The organism is Sulfitobacter sp. L-8 (assembly GCF_056859255.1).
Window position 1 is genome coordinate 396,465 of record NZ_JBSXOD010000053.1, and the last position, 14,007, is coordinate 410,471.

Consider the following 14,007-nt stretch of genomic DNA (forward strand, 5'->3'; position numbering starts at 1 on the left):
GATGCGAATGTCCGCTAGACGATCAAAACACGCCCCGATCCCGGAACGATTTGCACATCATCCCATTCCGGATTTTCGAACCACGTTTTCAACGCATCTATCGCGTGAATCTCCAGAGCCTTCCTGTTCGTGCCATATTTTTTTGACACACCCTGAGAGGTGATAAACGAAACAGCGTAGCTTTGTCCGCTTTTCAGCGGGTCCGAACCAACGAACGCGCCTACGATCCTTCGCGAAGCCGGGTTTTCAAGCTTTACATGAAATGTCATTCCCCTGAACCTTTTCAAATACCCGCCCATCTGGCCGAACGGATCGCAGGCAAATGTACGTTCGATACTTTCTTCCATCATCGCCAAGATTTCACGACCCGTCATCGTGACTGTCGAAACGACAGGGTTCATAGGTACGATGTCCCATAGGTCTTCGAGGGTTACGTCGCCGCTTGGTATCGGCACCCCATAGCGCCACCCGTTTGAAAACGCGATGTCGGTACCGCCCGTCCGGGCTACGGCCGCTAGCAACACATCGTCCATGGGAGCGTCAAGACAGGTATTTCTATGCAGGTGGCGGGGCGTATGACCGATCACCTCGGAGAGGTCGGTGCCTTTGGCAAGGGCTTCATTGACCAAGCCTGCCATCTGATCATCTTCGGGAATACTGTCATCGATCGGTATCAGCGCATGTCGACTTTGGACAATTCTGCCGTGTTCAATATCAATATCCAGTCTGCCGATGAACGCGCCGTGACAACCCGACTGTATGACCACCGTGTCCCCGACCCGTTCCGGCTCCGCCAGTCGGTTGTGTGTATGGCCGCTCAGAATAACATTGATCTCCGGAACTTGCTTGGCCAACTCGATATCCTGGGGAAGGCCCAGGTGTGAAAGCACGATAATCAGTTCGGCCCCGTTTTTACGCAACCGCGCAGATTGTTCGCGAGCTTCTTCCACGCCATCCGTAAACCGGACACCTTCGGAAAAATGATCGGGCATGGTTTTGTCGATGATGGTTGCTGCTATGCCAATGATGCCGACGGCGATGCCTGCAACCGTCAGTTCCAAACTTGGAGGGAACGGACGCGACCCATCGGCTTTTGAATAGCAATTCGCCGCTAACAAAGGATGGTCCAACTGCGCAGCAAGCTGGTGAACGTGGTCGGGGCCCCATGCAAATTCCCAGTGCGCGGTCATTGCCGTCAACCCCAAAGCATTGACAGGCGCAACCAACGCCTGTCCCTTGGTCGACACCGCCAGATGTGTCCCGTGGAACGTGTCACCGTTATCCAGCGCGACCACACCGCCGGGGTTATCCGCGCGCATGCGGTCGAACAGTGTCTTGATCCGTGCAAGACCGCCCAGCTTGGGGAACTCCGGCCCCGCCGCACCCCAGACTAGCTCGGGATGCGGGGTTAAGTAGCCGTGAAGGTCGTTCAACTGGAGCAGCGTGATGGTCGCCATGTCAGGCAGTCCCTCTAGTACGATAGGACCGCAATCTGCGCCTCTATCCATTACGTGTGTGGCAGTCGCAGCCGGAGACGCAGTTTTTTTGACGCCCCAATTTTACATTGTGCCCCAATTTTACATTGTGCTTGTGGAACGTGCCTTTCTGACCGCCCGGCAGGGTGATGCGTGTGAAACCAGAAGCGTCGTCGCGCCGCATAAAACGACAGTGGCAAAAAGTGTGGTCATCATTTGTCCTCTCCCATCCTTTCCCGACGCGGCGTCGTCATGTCCGCCTTGCAGGGGGTTAATTAAAACTATGCTGCCACCCGTGCGCCCCAAATATCTTGGCGCCTTCATCGCTTTTGACAAATTCGATGAATTGGGTCACCTCATCGTTATCCCGACCCTTTTCGGTCCGGGCGATGGCGGTGTCTCGGTAAATTGTAAGCTCCGGCTCCGTGGGGACCATATCGGCAATATCGGGGTTGTCGATTTGCCAGTGGTTCCAGATCAACCATGCGTCAAGGCTCGGGTCTTCTTTCCAAGTGTCGCGTGCGTCACCACTGTTCGGGGCCAGATAGTCGATGTTCGCGCGAAACGAATGCATGGCCGTTACGTCAGCCATGCGGCCAACGACATCTTCCCACATGCCAACTTGACCGGCACCATCCACCACCATTAGCCCAAGCTCGCGGTCAACCAGGTCGGCGATGCCCTTGATCCCTTTTGGGTTCCCCTTACGTACCAGAATGGCCGATGGGCGCAGGTACAAAGGTTCGACCGTCTCAGCGAGAATAGTCCCATGCGCGACGATAAAATCGTCCATCATGTTCTGAGAGCCACTGTAAATAGCGTCGGCCTGGGTTTTGGCGTCTTCCATCCATTTTGAAGAGGGCCCGCCCGTAACGGCTACGCCGATACCGGATTGCTGTTCAAAAGCCTTGGCAGCTTCTTTGAAAGCCGGGGTTGGGCCACCCGGGCCGTAGATAGCGATGTCAGCCTGTGCCGTTGATGCAAATATCAGACCTGCAAAAGCGAACGCGACCTTGTAACCTTTGGCGACCATTCCCGTATCCTCACTTAACTGAATGAAAGTACAACATTCAGCTAAGTGAATTTGTTCCGGGCCAAATGCATCGGTAGGAAATAAACGTCGGAAGGCACTAAACCTCGAGGCCGTGGATTATGACAGCAGCAAGGCAGGTGTTACCGGGTTCAGATAATCCGTACCTGAGTGCCAATTGGCGAAATCTCGAACAGCTGCGCAATCATCTCGTTATAAAGACCGATGCAACCGTCTGACGAAGGCCGCCCGATTTTGCGGGTGTCATGGGTGCCGTGAATGATATAGGCGGGCCAGCTAAGATACATAGCGTGGGTGCCCAATGGGTTATCGGGGCCGGGTGGCATGTAGCGATATTCGGGAAACCGCGCCATCATTGATGCTGTCGGTGTCCAGTCGGGTCCGACTTTCTTGCGGACAATCTTGGTGTAGCCCCGTTTCGTCAGCTCTTCCGAGATCGGGATCGACGTAGGATACACCCGGTAATCGTCACCGGTGCTGTTCCAGTAATGCAATGCTCTTGAACCTGTATCAGCAACGATGGTGGCGACACCAAGATCGTCGAAATGATCCTGCCAGTTCTGGGTCGAGAAACTGGAAATGTTGCGGCGGTTGGTTGTCGGCGCGGCCTGAGCCTGCAAGATGGCCGGGGCCGCAAGAGACCCCGCCATAGCGATGCCGGACATCAGAGCCCCCCGACGCGTTATTAGGTTTTTCATTGTGCTCACCTCTTTTTTTGCTTGCCGATGTCGTGCGGCTAAACAGTGTCTACCTTTAGCGAAGCTTAAGGCCTTCGCTTCAGGCCCGCGCCTTTGCGATGGCATCGCGCAGCGCCTCATCGGACATTGAACCCGGGTAGATCGTTTTTCCGATGATAAAGGCCGGTGTACCCTGAAGCCCTAATAGCGTTGCTTGGCGGCTATTGCGAGCCATCAATCCATCCCACTTCTCGCGGGAATCCTCGTAAGCTTTTTCAAGCGCGGAAACGTCCAGATCGGCAAGTGTAAGGGTGTCGTGAATAAGCTCTTTCGACAGGCGGCCTTCCGTTTCCATCAGCGCATCGCTGGCGGTTTTATATTGACCCAGCGAGGATGCGCCAAGCGCAAGCTGTGCCGCGAGGATCGAGGGGGCCCCGAATATCGGCCAATCCTTCATGACCAGCCGGACGTTACCGTCGTTTTCAACTACGTCTTTCAGGATAGGATGGTTGGCTTTGCAATAGGGGCATTGATAGTCAAAGAATTCGACGATCGTGACATCACCATCCTTGTTGCCCATCACCGGGTTTGCTGGGTCAAACAAGACGTCCTCGACTGTCAGTTCCTGATCTTGAGCGGCCGATTGACCGGGCCAAAAGCTGAAGCCGGCCATCGTGACCAATCCGGCTGCGGCGGTTCCGGTAAGCGCTTCGCGGCGTGTAATACGTGTCATATGGTTTTTCCTTTATGGTTGTTTTTTCTATCTTGTACGTTTGGCTGCTGTTAGCAGCGTGAACAGGCGGCCCAGCTGACGGCAACGCTGTTCATCACAGCATCCCGGTGGACGAGAGGACGGCTTTGACGGTCGTATCCCCGACGATACGCGTGTTGGGGGGCTCTTTACCGTCGCTGTTCAAGAAAATCATCGTCGGCGGCCCAACCGCCCCCAGCTGGTCCAGCATGGCCTGTCCTTCGGGGCCAAAGTCGGACACATCCGCGGCAATCACCGTCATCTGCGAAAGCGCGGCCTGAACGGACGCGTCCGCCCAGACTTCACGTTCGATCACGCGGCAGGTCACGCACCAATCCGCAGTGACGTAGATCAACGATGGTTTTGCAGCACCGTTCGATAATGCGGCCTCAAGGGACTGCCTTGATACGACAGTGACAAAGTTCACCGATTTTTCCGGACCTTCACCGCTTCCTGCCGAAGCCCGAAGTCGGTCAAGCGGGCGCATGGGATCGTCGCCCCCCAAAGCCGCGCCGAAGAGCATGATCGCGCCTGCAAGCAAAGAAAATACTCCGGCGGTCTTGATCAAGCGTCGTACCGGGCCGGCGTTTACGGGCAACAGATCCATCGCTCCGGCAAATATCCCACCACCGATCAACAGCGCGGACCACAGGGCCAATATCTCGGGCCCCGCCGACACGCGGCCGATCAGCCAGATCGACATGCCCAGAAAGATGAAACCAAAGGCCAGCTTGAACCCCTGCATCCATCCTCCTGCACGCGGCAAAGCCCGTGCGCCCAGTGCCCCCACGACAAGCAGCGGGACACCTTGCCCCAGCCCCAACGCAAACAGAGCAGCGGCACCCAACGCCACATCGCCCGTTCCCGCAATGTACAGCAACGCGCCGGCTAAGGGGGCCGTCACGCAGGGGCCCATGATCAAGGCCGAGCTGAAGCCAAGGGCGGCGGCACCCCCCAGAGTTCCGCCCGACGACGTGCCGACCGCCGATATGCGCCTTGTCCAGGCGGCGGGCAGCTGTATTTCGAACAGCCCGAACATCGACAGCGCCAGAATGACGAACACAGCCGCAGCCACATATATAGCGACCGGCGACTGCAAAACGATTTGCAAGTTCTGCCCCGACCAGGCCGCTGCCACACCCAGCAAGCCAAAGGCGCTTGCCATTGCCAGGACGTACACACTCGACAATGTTATGCCGCGCCGCGCAGTGAGCTTTTGCCCTTGGCCCGACAGCAGACCTGCAAGGATCGGATACATCGGGAACATGCATGGCGTGAAAGCCAGCAGTAGCCCGAAAGCGAAAAAGCCGGCCAGCACGAACAAGACGCCGCCACGCTGGCGAAGCCCCTCGATCAACCCACCATCTTGGGAAAGCGTCAACTGCGAGCTTTGATCCTTTGTAGCTTCGGTCTCGATGGGTTGTTTATCCGCGGGGATCGAAGCAAGTGCCTGCGCCGAGGCGGCCAGTGCGGGCAAAGTGCGTGTAACAGGGGGATAGCAGATGCCGTCTTCCTGGCAGCCTTGATAGGTCAATGTCACAGGCCCCTCCGCCGCAGCCAGGTCTACCTGCACCAGATCATAGTATACTTCGACTGAGCCGAAAGTCGGGTCATCTTTGGGGATACCGGACGGCGACACCAGCGGCACCTTGGTACCTGCGTCTGTCTCGGCCGCAAGATAGTCGCGATAAAGATAATACCCTTTCGCGATTTCCCAAGTCAGTTCGCGTGTCCCGTCGTCTCGGTCCCTTACCTCCAGCTTGAAAGCATCGGCGACCTGCATCGGCGCTGCCCGCTCCGTCAAAAGCAACTGGGCTTGCGTGGGCGCACCGGAAAGGAACATGGAAATGACCGCCAGACAGGCAGTTATCAATGACGACAGCGCGAACCGCTTGAGATTTTGACTATGTATCATAGGGCCCACGTCCTATGACTGCCTTAAGTGAGGCTTAAGGTGAGTGACCCATCGGGGATATGAACAAAGGACCCCTTCTCAATGCGCATTCTTATTGTTGAAGACGATGAAACCCTGGCAGACGGATTGTCGGTCGGTTTGCGGTTGTCGGGTCTGACGCCTGAATTGGTCACAACGGTCGCGGATGCCAGAGAAGCGCTGGCCCATGGGGGGTATTCTGCGATCGTGCTTGATATCATGCTGCCTGATGGGACCGGGCTGGAGCTGCTTTCAGAGCTTCGATCGCAGGGTGACAACACACCTGCCCTTTTGCTTTCCGCGCTGGATCAGACCCAAGACCGGGTGGCCGGGCTTGATCTGGGGGCCGATGATTATCTGGGCAAACCGTTTGACCTTGCCGAAGTCTCGGCCCGCCTGAGAGCAATCGTGCGGCGGGCGGAAGGCAGGGCCGAATCGTTTATCCGGTGGAACGGTCTTGCAGTGGACCCGGCGCGAATGATCGGCCACAAAGACAATTGCACCATCGAATTCTCTCCGCGGGAGTTCACCATATTGAGGGCGCTGCTTGAAAGGCCGGGCGCCATCTTGTCGAAAACCGTGCTTGAGGATCGTCTTTATGGCTGGCAGGATGGCGTGGAAAGCAATGCTGTCGAAGTCCATATCCACAAACTTCGTGTGAAACTTGGTGCAGGTTTCATCCAGACCGTCAGGGGCGCTGGTTATCGGCTGGCGGGGGCGGGTCAATGAATTCTGTCCGGTTCCGTTTGTTTATCATCCTTGTGGCGGCGACATCTTTGGTGTGGCTGTCCGCTTTCGTTTGGGTGCAGCAATCTACCCGTGGCAAAGTTGAAAGAGTCCTGGACGCCAGACTGGCCGAAGCCGGGCAGATGGTATCGTCATTGCTTTCGGATCAAAGGATTGATCTGAACACCATAGCCGTAGCAGCGACGGGGGCAGCAAAAACCGATGGCATCTTGGAGACGGATTACTCGCACAAGCTATCGTGCCAGATCTGGTCGCTCAACGGCGCACTTGTCGGCAGTTCGGGCAGTGCGCCCCAAGGCAAGCTGACCGACCGGGATACCGGTTTCAGCACCAATGTGATCGACGGAGAAAAATGGCGGGTGTATTCGGTCGTCAACGAAGCGTTGGGAATGCGTATCATGGTTGGTGACAGCTATAAGGTGCGCGACCGCCTGGTAGAGGATGTCACCAGGGGGCTGGCTCTGCCGGCGCTGCTGGTGCTGCCGATCATGGCGGTATTGATATTGGTGAGTGTCCAGCGTGGGTTGGCCCCGCTTGAACGCTTGGCAAGCGCTTTGTCGCAACGGCCCGCTGAAGACCTTAGCCCGGTGTCGGTGGCCCCGCTCCCCCGAGAGATAAAACCGATGGGTGATGCGCTGAATGGTCTGTTTTCACGGGTCACCGTGATGCGAGATCGAGAAAAAAGCTTTACCTCGTTTGCGGCGCACGAGTTGAAGACCCCCTTGGCCGCGATAAAGACCCAGGCGCAGGTTGCGGCGATGGCACCGGATAAGGACACCCGTCTGCGCGCACTCGATCAGATCCAGCATGGGGTGGGGCGCGCTGATCGAATGGTCAGGCAGTTGCTGGCGCTCGCCTCGCTGGATAGCGATGATGCCTTAGACGAAAGCAAGGGGCAGGTGGCGAAGATAATTCAGGCCGTGGCGTCGGATTTGGCGCGGACCGCAGCGGAAAAGCAGGTCGCGATCGGATTCACCGATCACAGCGAAGCCGTCATGCGTACCCACGCTGTGCTGCTGTCGGTGGCGGTCAGAAACGTGGTTGAGAACGCCATACATGCGTCCCCCGTCGGTGCTTCGGTGGATATTTCCCTTACCAACGAAAGCGGCAGATGTCACATTTCGGTCCATGATATGGGCCCCGGAATACCCGCGGAGGAGATTCCCAGGATATCGGCGCGGTTTTACCGGGGAAAAGGCGCGAAGGAAGGCGGCAGCGGGCTGGGGCTTTCTATTGTGGCAGCGGCGCTAGAGCGCTTAGGCGGTGATATCAGTTTCCAACGGCACCCCGAGGGAGGCGAGACCGTCACCTTGATGATACCGGTCGACTGATTGCCGGAGCGGGCGGACCGCGAGAAAAGTACGCGGTGCACGAAATGCCTGCCCGGTGCGGTAAAAAATGTACCCGCGGGTGAGGGATGGCAAGCGGCATGATGGGGCTGGAAGAAACGGTTAGACCTGCCTATGGTCCGATCCAGTGACGGCAAAGAGGGCGATCATGTTGGCTGGCAAACATATTCTGCTGATTATCGGCGGCGGTATCGCGGCATTCAAATCGCTTGACCTGATCCGCAGGCTGCGCGAAGGCGGGGCCACGGTTACACCGGTTTTGACCCGTGCCGGAGAGGAGTTCGTGACGCCGTTATCCGTGTCCGCATTGGCGGGTCAAAAGCTTTACCGGGATCTGTTCGATCTGGGCGACGAGGCGGAAATGGGCCATATCCAACTAAGCCGTGTCGCGGATTTGGTCGTCGTTGCCCCGGCAACTGCGGACTTGATGGCGAAGATGGCCGGAGGGTTGGCGAATGACCTGGCCTCCACGCTTTTGCTGGCGACCGATAAACCGGTCATGATTGTTCCGGCTATGAACGTGCGGATGTGGAACCACGCCGCGACGCAACGCAATCTTGATACCCTGCGCGGTGACGGCGTGGCAGTCATCGGCCCGAACGAGGGCGACATGGCGTGTCGTGAATATGGCCCGGGCCGTATGGCCGAACCGCTTGAGATCGTGGCGGCGGTAGATGCACATTTTGGCAACGGTCGATTGAAAGGCAAACGGATATTGGTGACGTCGGGGCCGACCCATGAGCCCATAGATCCCGTTCGATACATTGCCAATCGGTCGTCAGGCGCACAAGGAACGGCCATAGCCAGCGCCTTGCGCGATCTCGGGGCTGACGTTGTTTTCGTGACCGGGCCAGCCGAGGTCGCCCCGCCGATGGGGGTCGAGGTGGTGCGGGTGCAAACGGCGGTGCAGATGCAACAAGCTGTGGAGGCTGCCCTGCCCGTCGACGTCGGTGTGTTTGCCGCCGCCGTGGCCGATTGGCGGGTGACCAGCGCAAGCGACCGCAAGTTGAAGAAAACCCAAGATGGTTTGCCGGTGCTTGGATTCACGGAGAATCCGGACATTCTGAAAACAGTCAGTCATATGGGCGCTGGACGTCCGAAATTGGTTGTGGGCTTTGCTGCCGAAACCAACGATGTCGTCGCCAACGCAACCGCAAAACGTTTGCGCAAGGGTTGTGACTGGATTGTGGCCAATGATGTCTCACCGGGCACCGGTATCATGGGGGGCGCTGAAAATGCGGTGGTTCTGATCACCCACGACAACGTGGAAAGCTGGCCTCGGATGGGTAAGGATCAAGTCGCACAGCAGCTTGCGTTGCGGATATCGCAGGCTTTGGAATAACAGGGATTTTATGCCTTCGGCGAGGATTTTTAACCATTTGGAATGGTCGGCCAACGACCCGGTGGCGATGATATGGAAGGTGTACAATGGCTGAGGTCAAGTTCAAGCGGGCCCCCGGGAACACCGATCTGCCGTTGCCAAGCTATGCCACGGCGGGAGCCGCAGGCATGGACTTGCGCGCGTTTCTGCCGGATGGGCCGATGACGTTTTCGCAGGGGCAGGTCAGTCTATTGTCGGTTGGATTTTCTGTCGAATTGCCGCGCGGGACCGAGATGCAGATCAGGCCGCGATCGGGGTTGGCGCTCAGGCACGGATTTCTTATTCCCAATGCGCCGGGGACTGTGGATGAAGATTACCGCGGGATCATCATGGTAGGGCTTTATTATATTGGCGAAGCCCCCTTTGTCATCCGCCACGGCGACCGAATAGCGCAAGCGGTCATCGCTGATGTGCGCCGCTATGCGCCGGTTGAGGTTGATGAGCTTTCCGACAGTACACGTGGGGCGTCGGGCTTTGGATCCACTGGTTTATCGTGAGGCTGCACGAGGCTGATCGCTGTCGCGAAAACTTCACATAGATGAAACCTATGTGAATTAATTCCTGGCTAGGGTTCCCGTGAAAAAGGGGAACCGAATGCTTCAGCTCAATTCCGTTACCAAGAAGTTCGGCGCAAACACTGCGGTCCATGCTGCGAGTTTTAAGGTGGATCGCCCGATGATGATTGGAATCATCGGCAGTTCAGGTGCCGGCAAGTCCACGCTGTTGAGAATGGTAAACTGTCTGACGACAGCCAGCAGTGGCGAAATCATCGTGAACGGTCGCGACGTCACCAGGTTGCGCGGGTCGCAGCGGCGGGACTGGCAGTCGCATTGTGCGATGATATTTCAGCAGTTCAACCTGGTACCCCGCCTTGATGTTGTATCGAACGTTTTGCATGGCACGCTCAATCGTCGGAGTACCCTGGCGACAATGTTCGGTATCTTTCCGCAGGACGACATAATACGCGCCATTGACATACTTGACCGGCTTGGCGTCGCCGAACACGCGCACAAGCGTGCCGAAGCTCTATCCGGGGGGCAGCAGCAGCGCGTGGCAATTGCGCGGGCGTTGATGCAGGACCCCACGATCATCCTCGCGGATGAGCCTATTGCGTCGCTTGATCCGATGAATGCCCAAGTGGTCATGCAAACATTGCGCGACATCCACGAGCAGGACGGCCGCATGGTTATTGCCAACCTTCATACCCTTGATACCGCGCGGCGTTATTGCGACCGGGTCATTGGTATGCGGGCGGGGCGTATCGTATTCGACGGCACGCCAGAACAGCTGACCACCGGTGTGGCCCGCGACATCTACGGGGCCGACGCGAGCTTTTCCGAGGCCACCACATCTACTCAGATTGATACACCGCCTCGACGCGTGGCCAGCCTGGCTGCGCTGTAGACCATACCCCACTTTACCCTGTCCCCGGTCTTAGGGGAATTTTCTGAAAAGAGAGAGAGTTCATGAAAAACATACTTGTTGCCGCCTTGGCTATTTCATCAGTTGCCACAGGCGCGTTGGCACAAGCATCCGACATTTCGGAGTTCCGTATCGGAATTCTGGGCGGCGAAAACGCACAGGATCGGATGAATTCAAATGAGTGTTTGCGCAAATTGACCGAAGGGACCTTGGGGGTGCCGACCAAACTGTTCGCGCCCGCTGATTACAACGGCGTCATTCAGGGATTGTTGGGGGGCACGTTGGATATGGCGTGGCTAGGGGCGTCATCCTATGCGGCGGTTTATCTTCAGGACCCCGAAGCTGTCGAGCCGGTGTTGGTCAAGATTAACCTTGATGGATCGTACGGTTACCATTCGATCGGGTTTGCGCGCGCAGACAGCGGCATCACCAAGATCGAAGACGTCAAAGGCAAGGTGTTCGGTTTTGGTGACCCGAACTCGACCTCCGGCTATTTGATCCCGTCGATCGAGATCCCCCGGATATCGGACGAGATCACCATGGAGTCCGGCAAATATTTTGGTGAAGTCAAGTTTACCGGCGGACACGAACAGACGATCGTTGCCGTCAATAACGGTGATATAGATGCCGGCGTGACCTGGGCCGATGGGCAGGGCAACTGGGAAGACGGCTATAATTCGGGTGCGCTGCGCAAAGCGGTGGATGCAGGCCTGGTCGATATGAACGACCTGGTGGAAATCTGGCGTTCGGAACCTATCCCGGAAGGTCCGGTGGTGCTGCGGAAGACCATGCCGCAGGATGTGAAGGACAAAATGACGGCGCTCGTTGACAATCTGTATGAAACCGACCCCGCGTGCACCTATGGCGTAGCGGCAGGTGACAGTCTTGGTTTCGACCCGATCACCCATGACGCTTACCTGTCAATCGTGGCAGCGCGCAAAGCCAAATCGAATTGATCGACGTGATTTGAAAATTTCGCTGGCCCCGGTTCGGTCCGGGGTCAGCCTTTTGTCGCAGGGGCACATCGTGAACCAAACCTTTGAAACTGTTCGTCCCGTGCAGGGGATCAAGGATTCCTATCTGGCACAGGCGCGCTCCAAGCGTCTGATGAATTTAATACTGATTGTGGTGTTCGTGGTAATGCTGGTGAGCGGTTTCAACACCGCTGATCACCGCAATGCCGGTGGGTTTTGGGCGGGTCTGCCCAATATCCTGGATTTTCCCGCCGACGTCGTCGGCGAGGCGATAGCGCGGGGGCATCTTCTGCCAGGCTATATGGTGAAGTATTTCCCGTCACTGCTTGAGACAGTTAATATTGCCGCGGCGTCTACCTTGCTGGGCGCGATGATAGGTTTGGTATTGTCGCTGATGATAACCCGCGGGCTTGCCCCGGTGCCTTGGCTTATCGCCCCTGTTCGCCGTGTGCTTGATGTGCTGCGGGCTGTTCCAGAGATCGTGGTGGCGCTGGTGCTTATCTTTTTGTTGGGCGGCGGGCCGGTGCCCGCGATGATCGCCATCGCCCTGCATACTGTCGGGGCCTTGGGCAAACTATTCTCGGAGGTGAACGAAAACGCATCTTTGAAACCGGTTGAGGGCCTGGAGTCGGTCGGGGCCGGCTGGGGGCAGCGTATGTGGTTCGGAGTGATCCCTCAGGTTGCTCCCAATTACCTTAGCTATGCCTTGTTGCGATTTGAGATCAACATTCGCGCATCTGCGATCCTGGGGTTCGTGGGGGCAGGGGGCATCGGTTACGATCTGCGCAATACCATGAGCTGGGGTCAGGGCAAGTTCGACGAAGCAGCGGCAATCTTTCTTTTGTTGTTCCTGACTATTGTGGCCGTCGATCAGATTTCAAGCAAGTTCCGCCACCGTCTTACAGATGGCCAAGCAAGCGCAAAGGTAATGTTATGACTGCGACTGCCCTGCACGGCCCGACCCTGGCCCTGTTTTCACGCAAGAAGATGATATCGTTTTCGGTGCCGCTGATCCTGATTGCATACTTCGTCTATATCTTCTTTTCGTTTGACATTGCGGGCATCGGCGATCGGATCAATGTCAACAACGCCCGCACGTTGGTGGCCGATGCCTATAGCTTCAAGACCCATGTGACCCAAGATAACCGCACGGGCGAATTTTCGGTCGCGATCGAAGGGGAACGCAAAGGCGAATATCCGTCCGGCACGGCACCGGACTGGGTGACATTGCAAGACCGCCCAGTCGTGGATCTGGGCAAGGGGCACGTCATCACTTTCGGGCCGCAGGTCAGGTATCAGATTCCGGGTTATGGAACGATTGTCGCGACACCGGGAAAGCGCGGGGTGAACGCGACATTTCCGGCCGGCGAAATCCCCGATTACATCAGCGCCTCGAAAAATAGAGTGATGGTGAATACCGACGCGGGGCGTTTGACCATCACACGTAACCGAACCGAAGTTTTCAAGTATTCATACGGGTGGGAGCTGTTCTTTTTCACCCTCGACAGTCCCTATCACGGGCTCGGGTTTGGACAATTGGTCAATCGGGCAGTGAACGGCGAAGCGGGCGCGATTTTTCACGACATATGGACCAACCGCATGTGGCGCCATGGTGATGTTGCCTGGGCGCTGTATGAAACTTTGCTGATGGCATTTTTGGGGACGTTCGGTGCCGCGCTTGTCGCATTGCCGCTTGGCTTTCTTGCTGCAAAGAATTTTGCCCCGCTCAAATCTATCAGATTTGCATCGCGACGGGTGTTCGATTTTTTGCGTGGGGTGGACGGGTTGATCTGGACCATCGTGTTGTCGCGTGCATTTGGACCGGGCCCCTTAACCGGCGCGCTTGCGATCTTGATGACCGACACCGGGTCCTTTGGCAAAATGTTTTCCGAAGCGCTTGAGAACATCGATGACAAACAAGTCGAAGGAGTAACCTCGACCGGCGCAAAGCCGCTGCAACGTTATCGTTTCGGTGTAATTCCGCAGATCACTCCGGTTCTTTTAAGCCAAGTTTTGTATTATCTCGAATCCAACACTCGATCGGCCACGATTATTGGTGCGATTACCGGCGGCGGGATCGGTCTGATGCTGACCCAGGCGATTGGCACGCAGAAGGATTGGGAAGAAGTCACCTATTACATCGTTTTGATCATCTTCATGGTTATGGGGATGGATACGTTTTCCGGATGGCTCCGGCGCAGGTTGATTAAGGGCAAAGACGACCGCTAGGGATCCCGCGGCAAACGG

General features: G+C 56.9%; 13 protein-coding genes. 8 read left to right on the forward strand and 5 right to left on the reverse strand.

Annotation, left to right across the window (positions count from 1 at the left end):
• Positions 1-14: 14 nt before the first annotated feature.
• The 5 genes from AC13DE_RS15235 to dsbD form a co-directional block, all read right to left on the reverse strand.
• Positions 15-1,457, reverse strand: a complete 1,443-nt coding sequence (locus tag AC13DE_RS15235) for a bifunctional metallophosphatase/5'-nucleotidase (protein ID WP_483048312.1) — start codon at positions 1,455-1,457, stop codon at positions 15-17.
• Positions 1,458-1,746: 289 nt separating this feature from the next.
• Positions 1,747-2,508, reverse strand: a complete 762-nt coding sequence (locus tag AC13DE_RS15240; protein WP_483048313.1) for a substrate-binding domain-containing protein — start codon at positions 2,506-2,508, stop codon at positions 1,747-1,749.
• Positions 2,509-2,657: 149 nt separating this feature from the next.
• Positions 2,658-3,224: a L,D-transpeptidase gene (locus AC13DE_RS15245; protein WP_446296067.1), complete on the reverse strand. Its 567-nt coding sequence runs from the start codon at positions 3,222-3,224 to the stop codon at positions 2,658-2,660.
• Between the two features lie 79 nt (positions 3,225-3,303).
• Positions 3,304-3,936, reverse strand: a complete 633-nt coding sequence (locus AC13DE_RS15250) for a DsbA family protein (protein ID WP_483048314.1) — start codon at positions 3,934-3,936, stop codon at positions 3,304-3,306.
• A 94-nt stretch (positions 3,937-4,030) separates the two neighbouring features.
• Entirely contained in the window at positions 4,031-5,869 is a 1,839-nt protein-coding gene (gene dsbD / locus AC13DE_RS15255; RefSeq protein WP_483048315.1) for a protein-disulfide reductase DsbD, read from the reverse strand.
• Positions 5,870-5,950: 81 nt separating this feature from the next.
• Here dsbD and AC13DE_RS15260 point away from each other — a divergent pair, with 81 nt between their 5' ends.
• From AC13DE_RS15260 to phnE (AC13DE_RS15295), 8 genes are all read left to right on the forward strand, one after another.
• Positions 5,951-6,616: a response regulator gene (locus tag AC13DE_RS15260; RefSeq protein ID WP_483048316.1), complete on the forward strand. Its 666-nt coding sequence runs from the start codon at positions 5,951-5,953 to the stop codon at positions 6,614-6,616.
• Positions 6,613-7,965, forward strand: coding sequence for an ATP-binding protein (locus AC13DE_RS15265; protein ID WP_483048317.1), 1,353 nt, complete (start codon positions 6,613-6,615; stop codon positions 7,963-7,965). The genes AC13DE_RS15260 and AC13DE_RS15265 overlap by 4 nt, the downstream gene beginning before the upstream one ends.
• 166 nt (positions 7,966-8,131) lie before the next feature.
• On the forward strand, positions 8,132-9,325 hold the full coding sequence (coaBC, locus tag AC13DE_RS15270; RefSeq protein WP_483048318.1) for a bifunctional phosphopantothenoylcysteine decarboxylase/phosphopantothenate--cysteine ligase CoaBC: 1,194 nt from the start codon (positions 8,132-8,134) through the stop codon (positions 9,323-9,325).
• An 86-nt stretch (positions 9,326-9,411) separates the two neighbouring features.
• Positions 9,412-9,861 (forward strand): dUTP diphosphatase, encoded by a 450-nt coding sequence (gene dut, locus AC13DE_RS15275; protein WP_483048319.1) that lies wholly within the window; start codon positions 9,412-9,414, stop codon positions 9,859-9,861.
• 97 nt (positions 9,862-9,958) lie between these two features.
• Entirely contained in the window at positions 9,959-10,768 is an 810-nt protein-coding gene (gene phnC / locus AC13DE_RS15280; protein WP_483048320.1) for a phosphonate ABC transporter ATP-binding protein, read from the forward strand.
• 62 nt (positions 10,769-10,830) lie between these two features.
• On the forward strand, positions 10,831-11,742 hold the full coding sequence (gene phnD / locus AC13DE_RS15285; RefSeq protein WP_483048321.1) for a phosphonate ABC transporter substrate-binding protein: 912 nt from the start codon (positions 10,831-10,833) through the stop codon (positions 11,740-11,742).
• A 67-nt stretch (positions 11,743-11,809) separates the two neighbouring features.
• A complete protein-coding gene (gene phnE / locus AC13DE_RS15290) occupies positions 11,810-12,697 on the forward strand; it encodes a phosphonate ABC transporter, permease protein PhnE (RefSeq protein ID WP_446314566.1) in 888 nt (295 codons plus the stop codon).
• Positions 12,694-13,989 (forward strand): phosphonate ABC transporter, permease protein PhnE, encoded by a 1,296-nt coding sequence (gene phnE, locus AC13DE_RS15295; RefSeq protein WP_483048322.1) that lies wholly within the window; start codon positions 12,694-12,696, stop codon positions 13,987-13,989. Before phnE (AC13DE_RS15290) ends, phnE (AC13DE_RS15295) begins: the two co-directional genes overlap by 4 nt.
• The last annotated feature ends 18 nt before the right edge of the window (positions 13,990-14,007 follow it).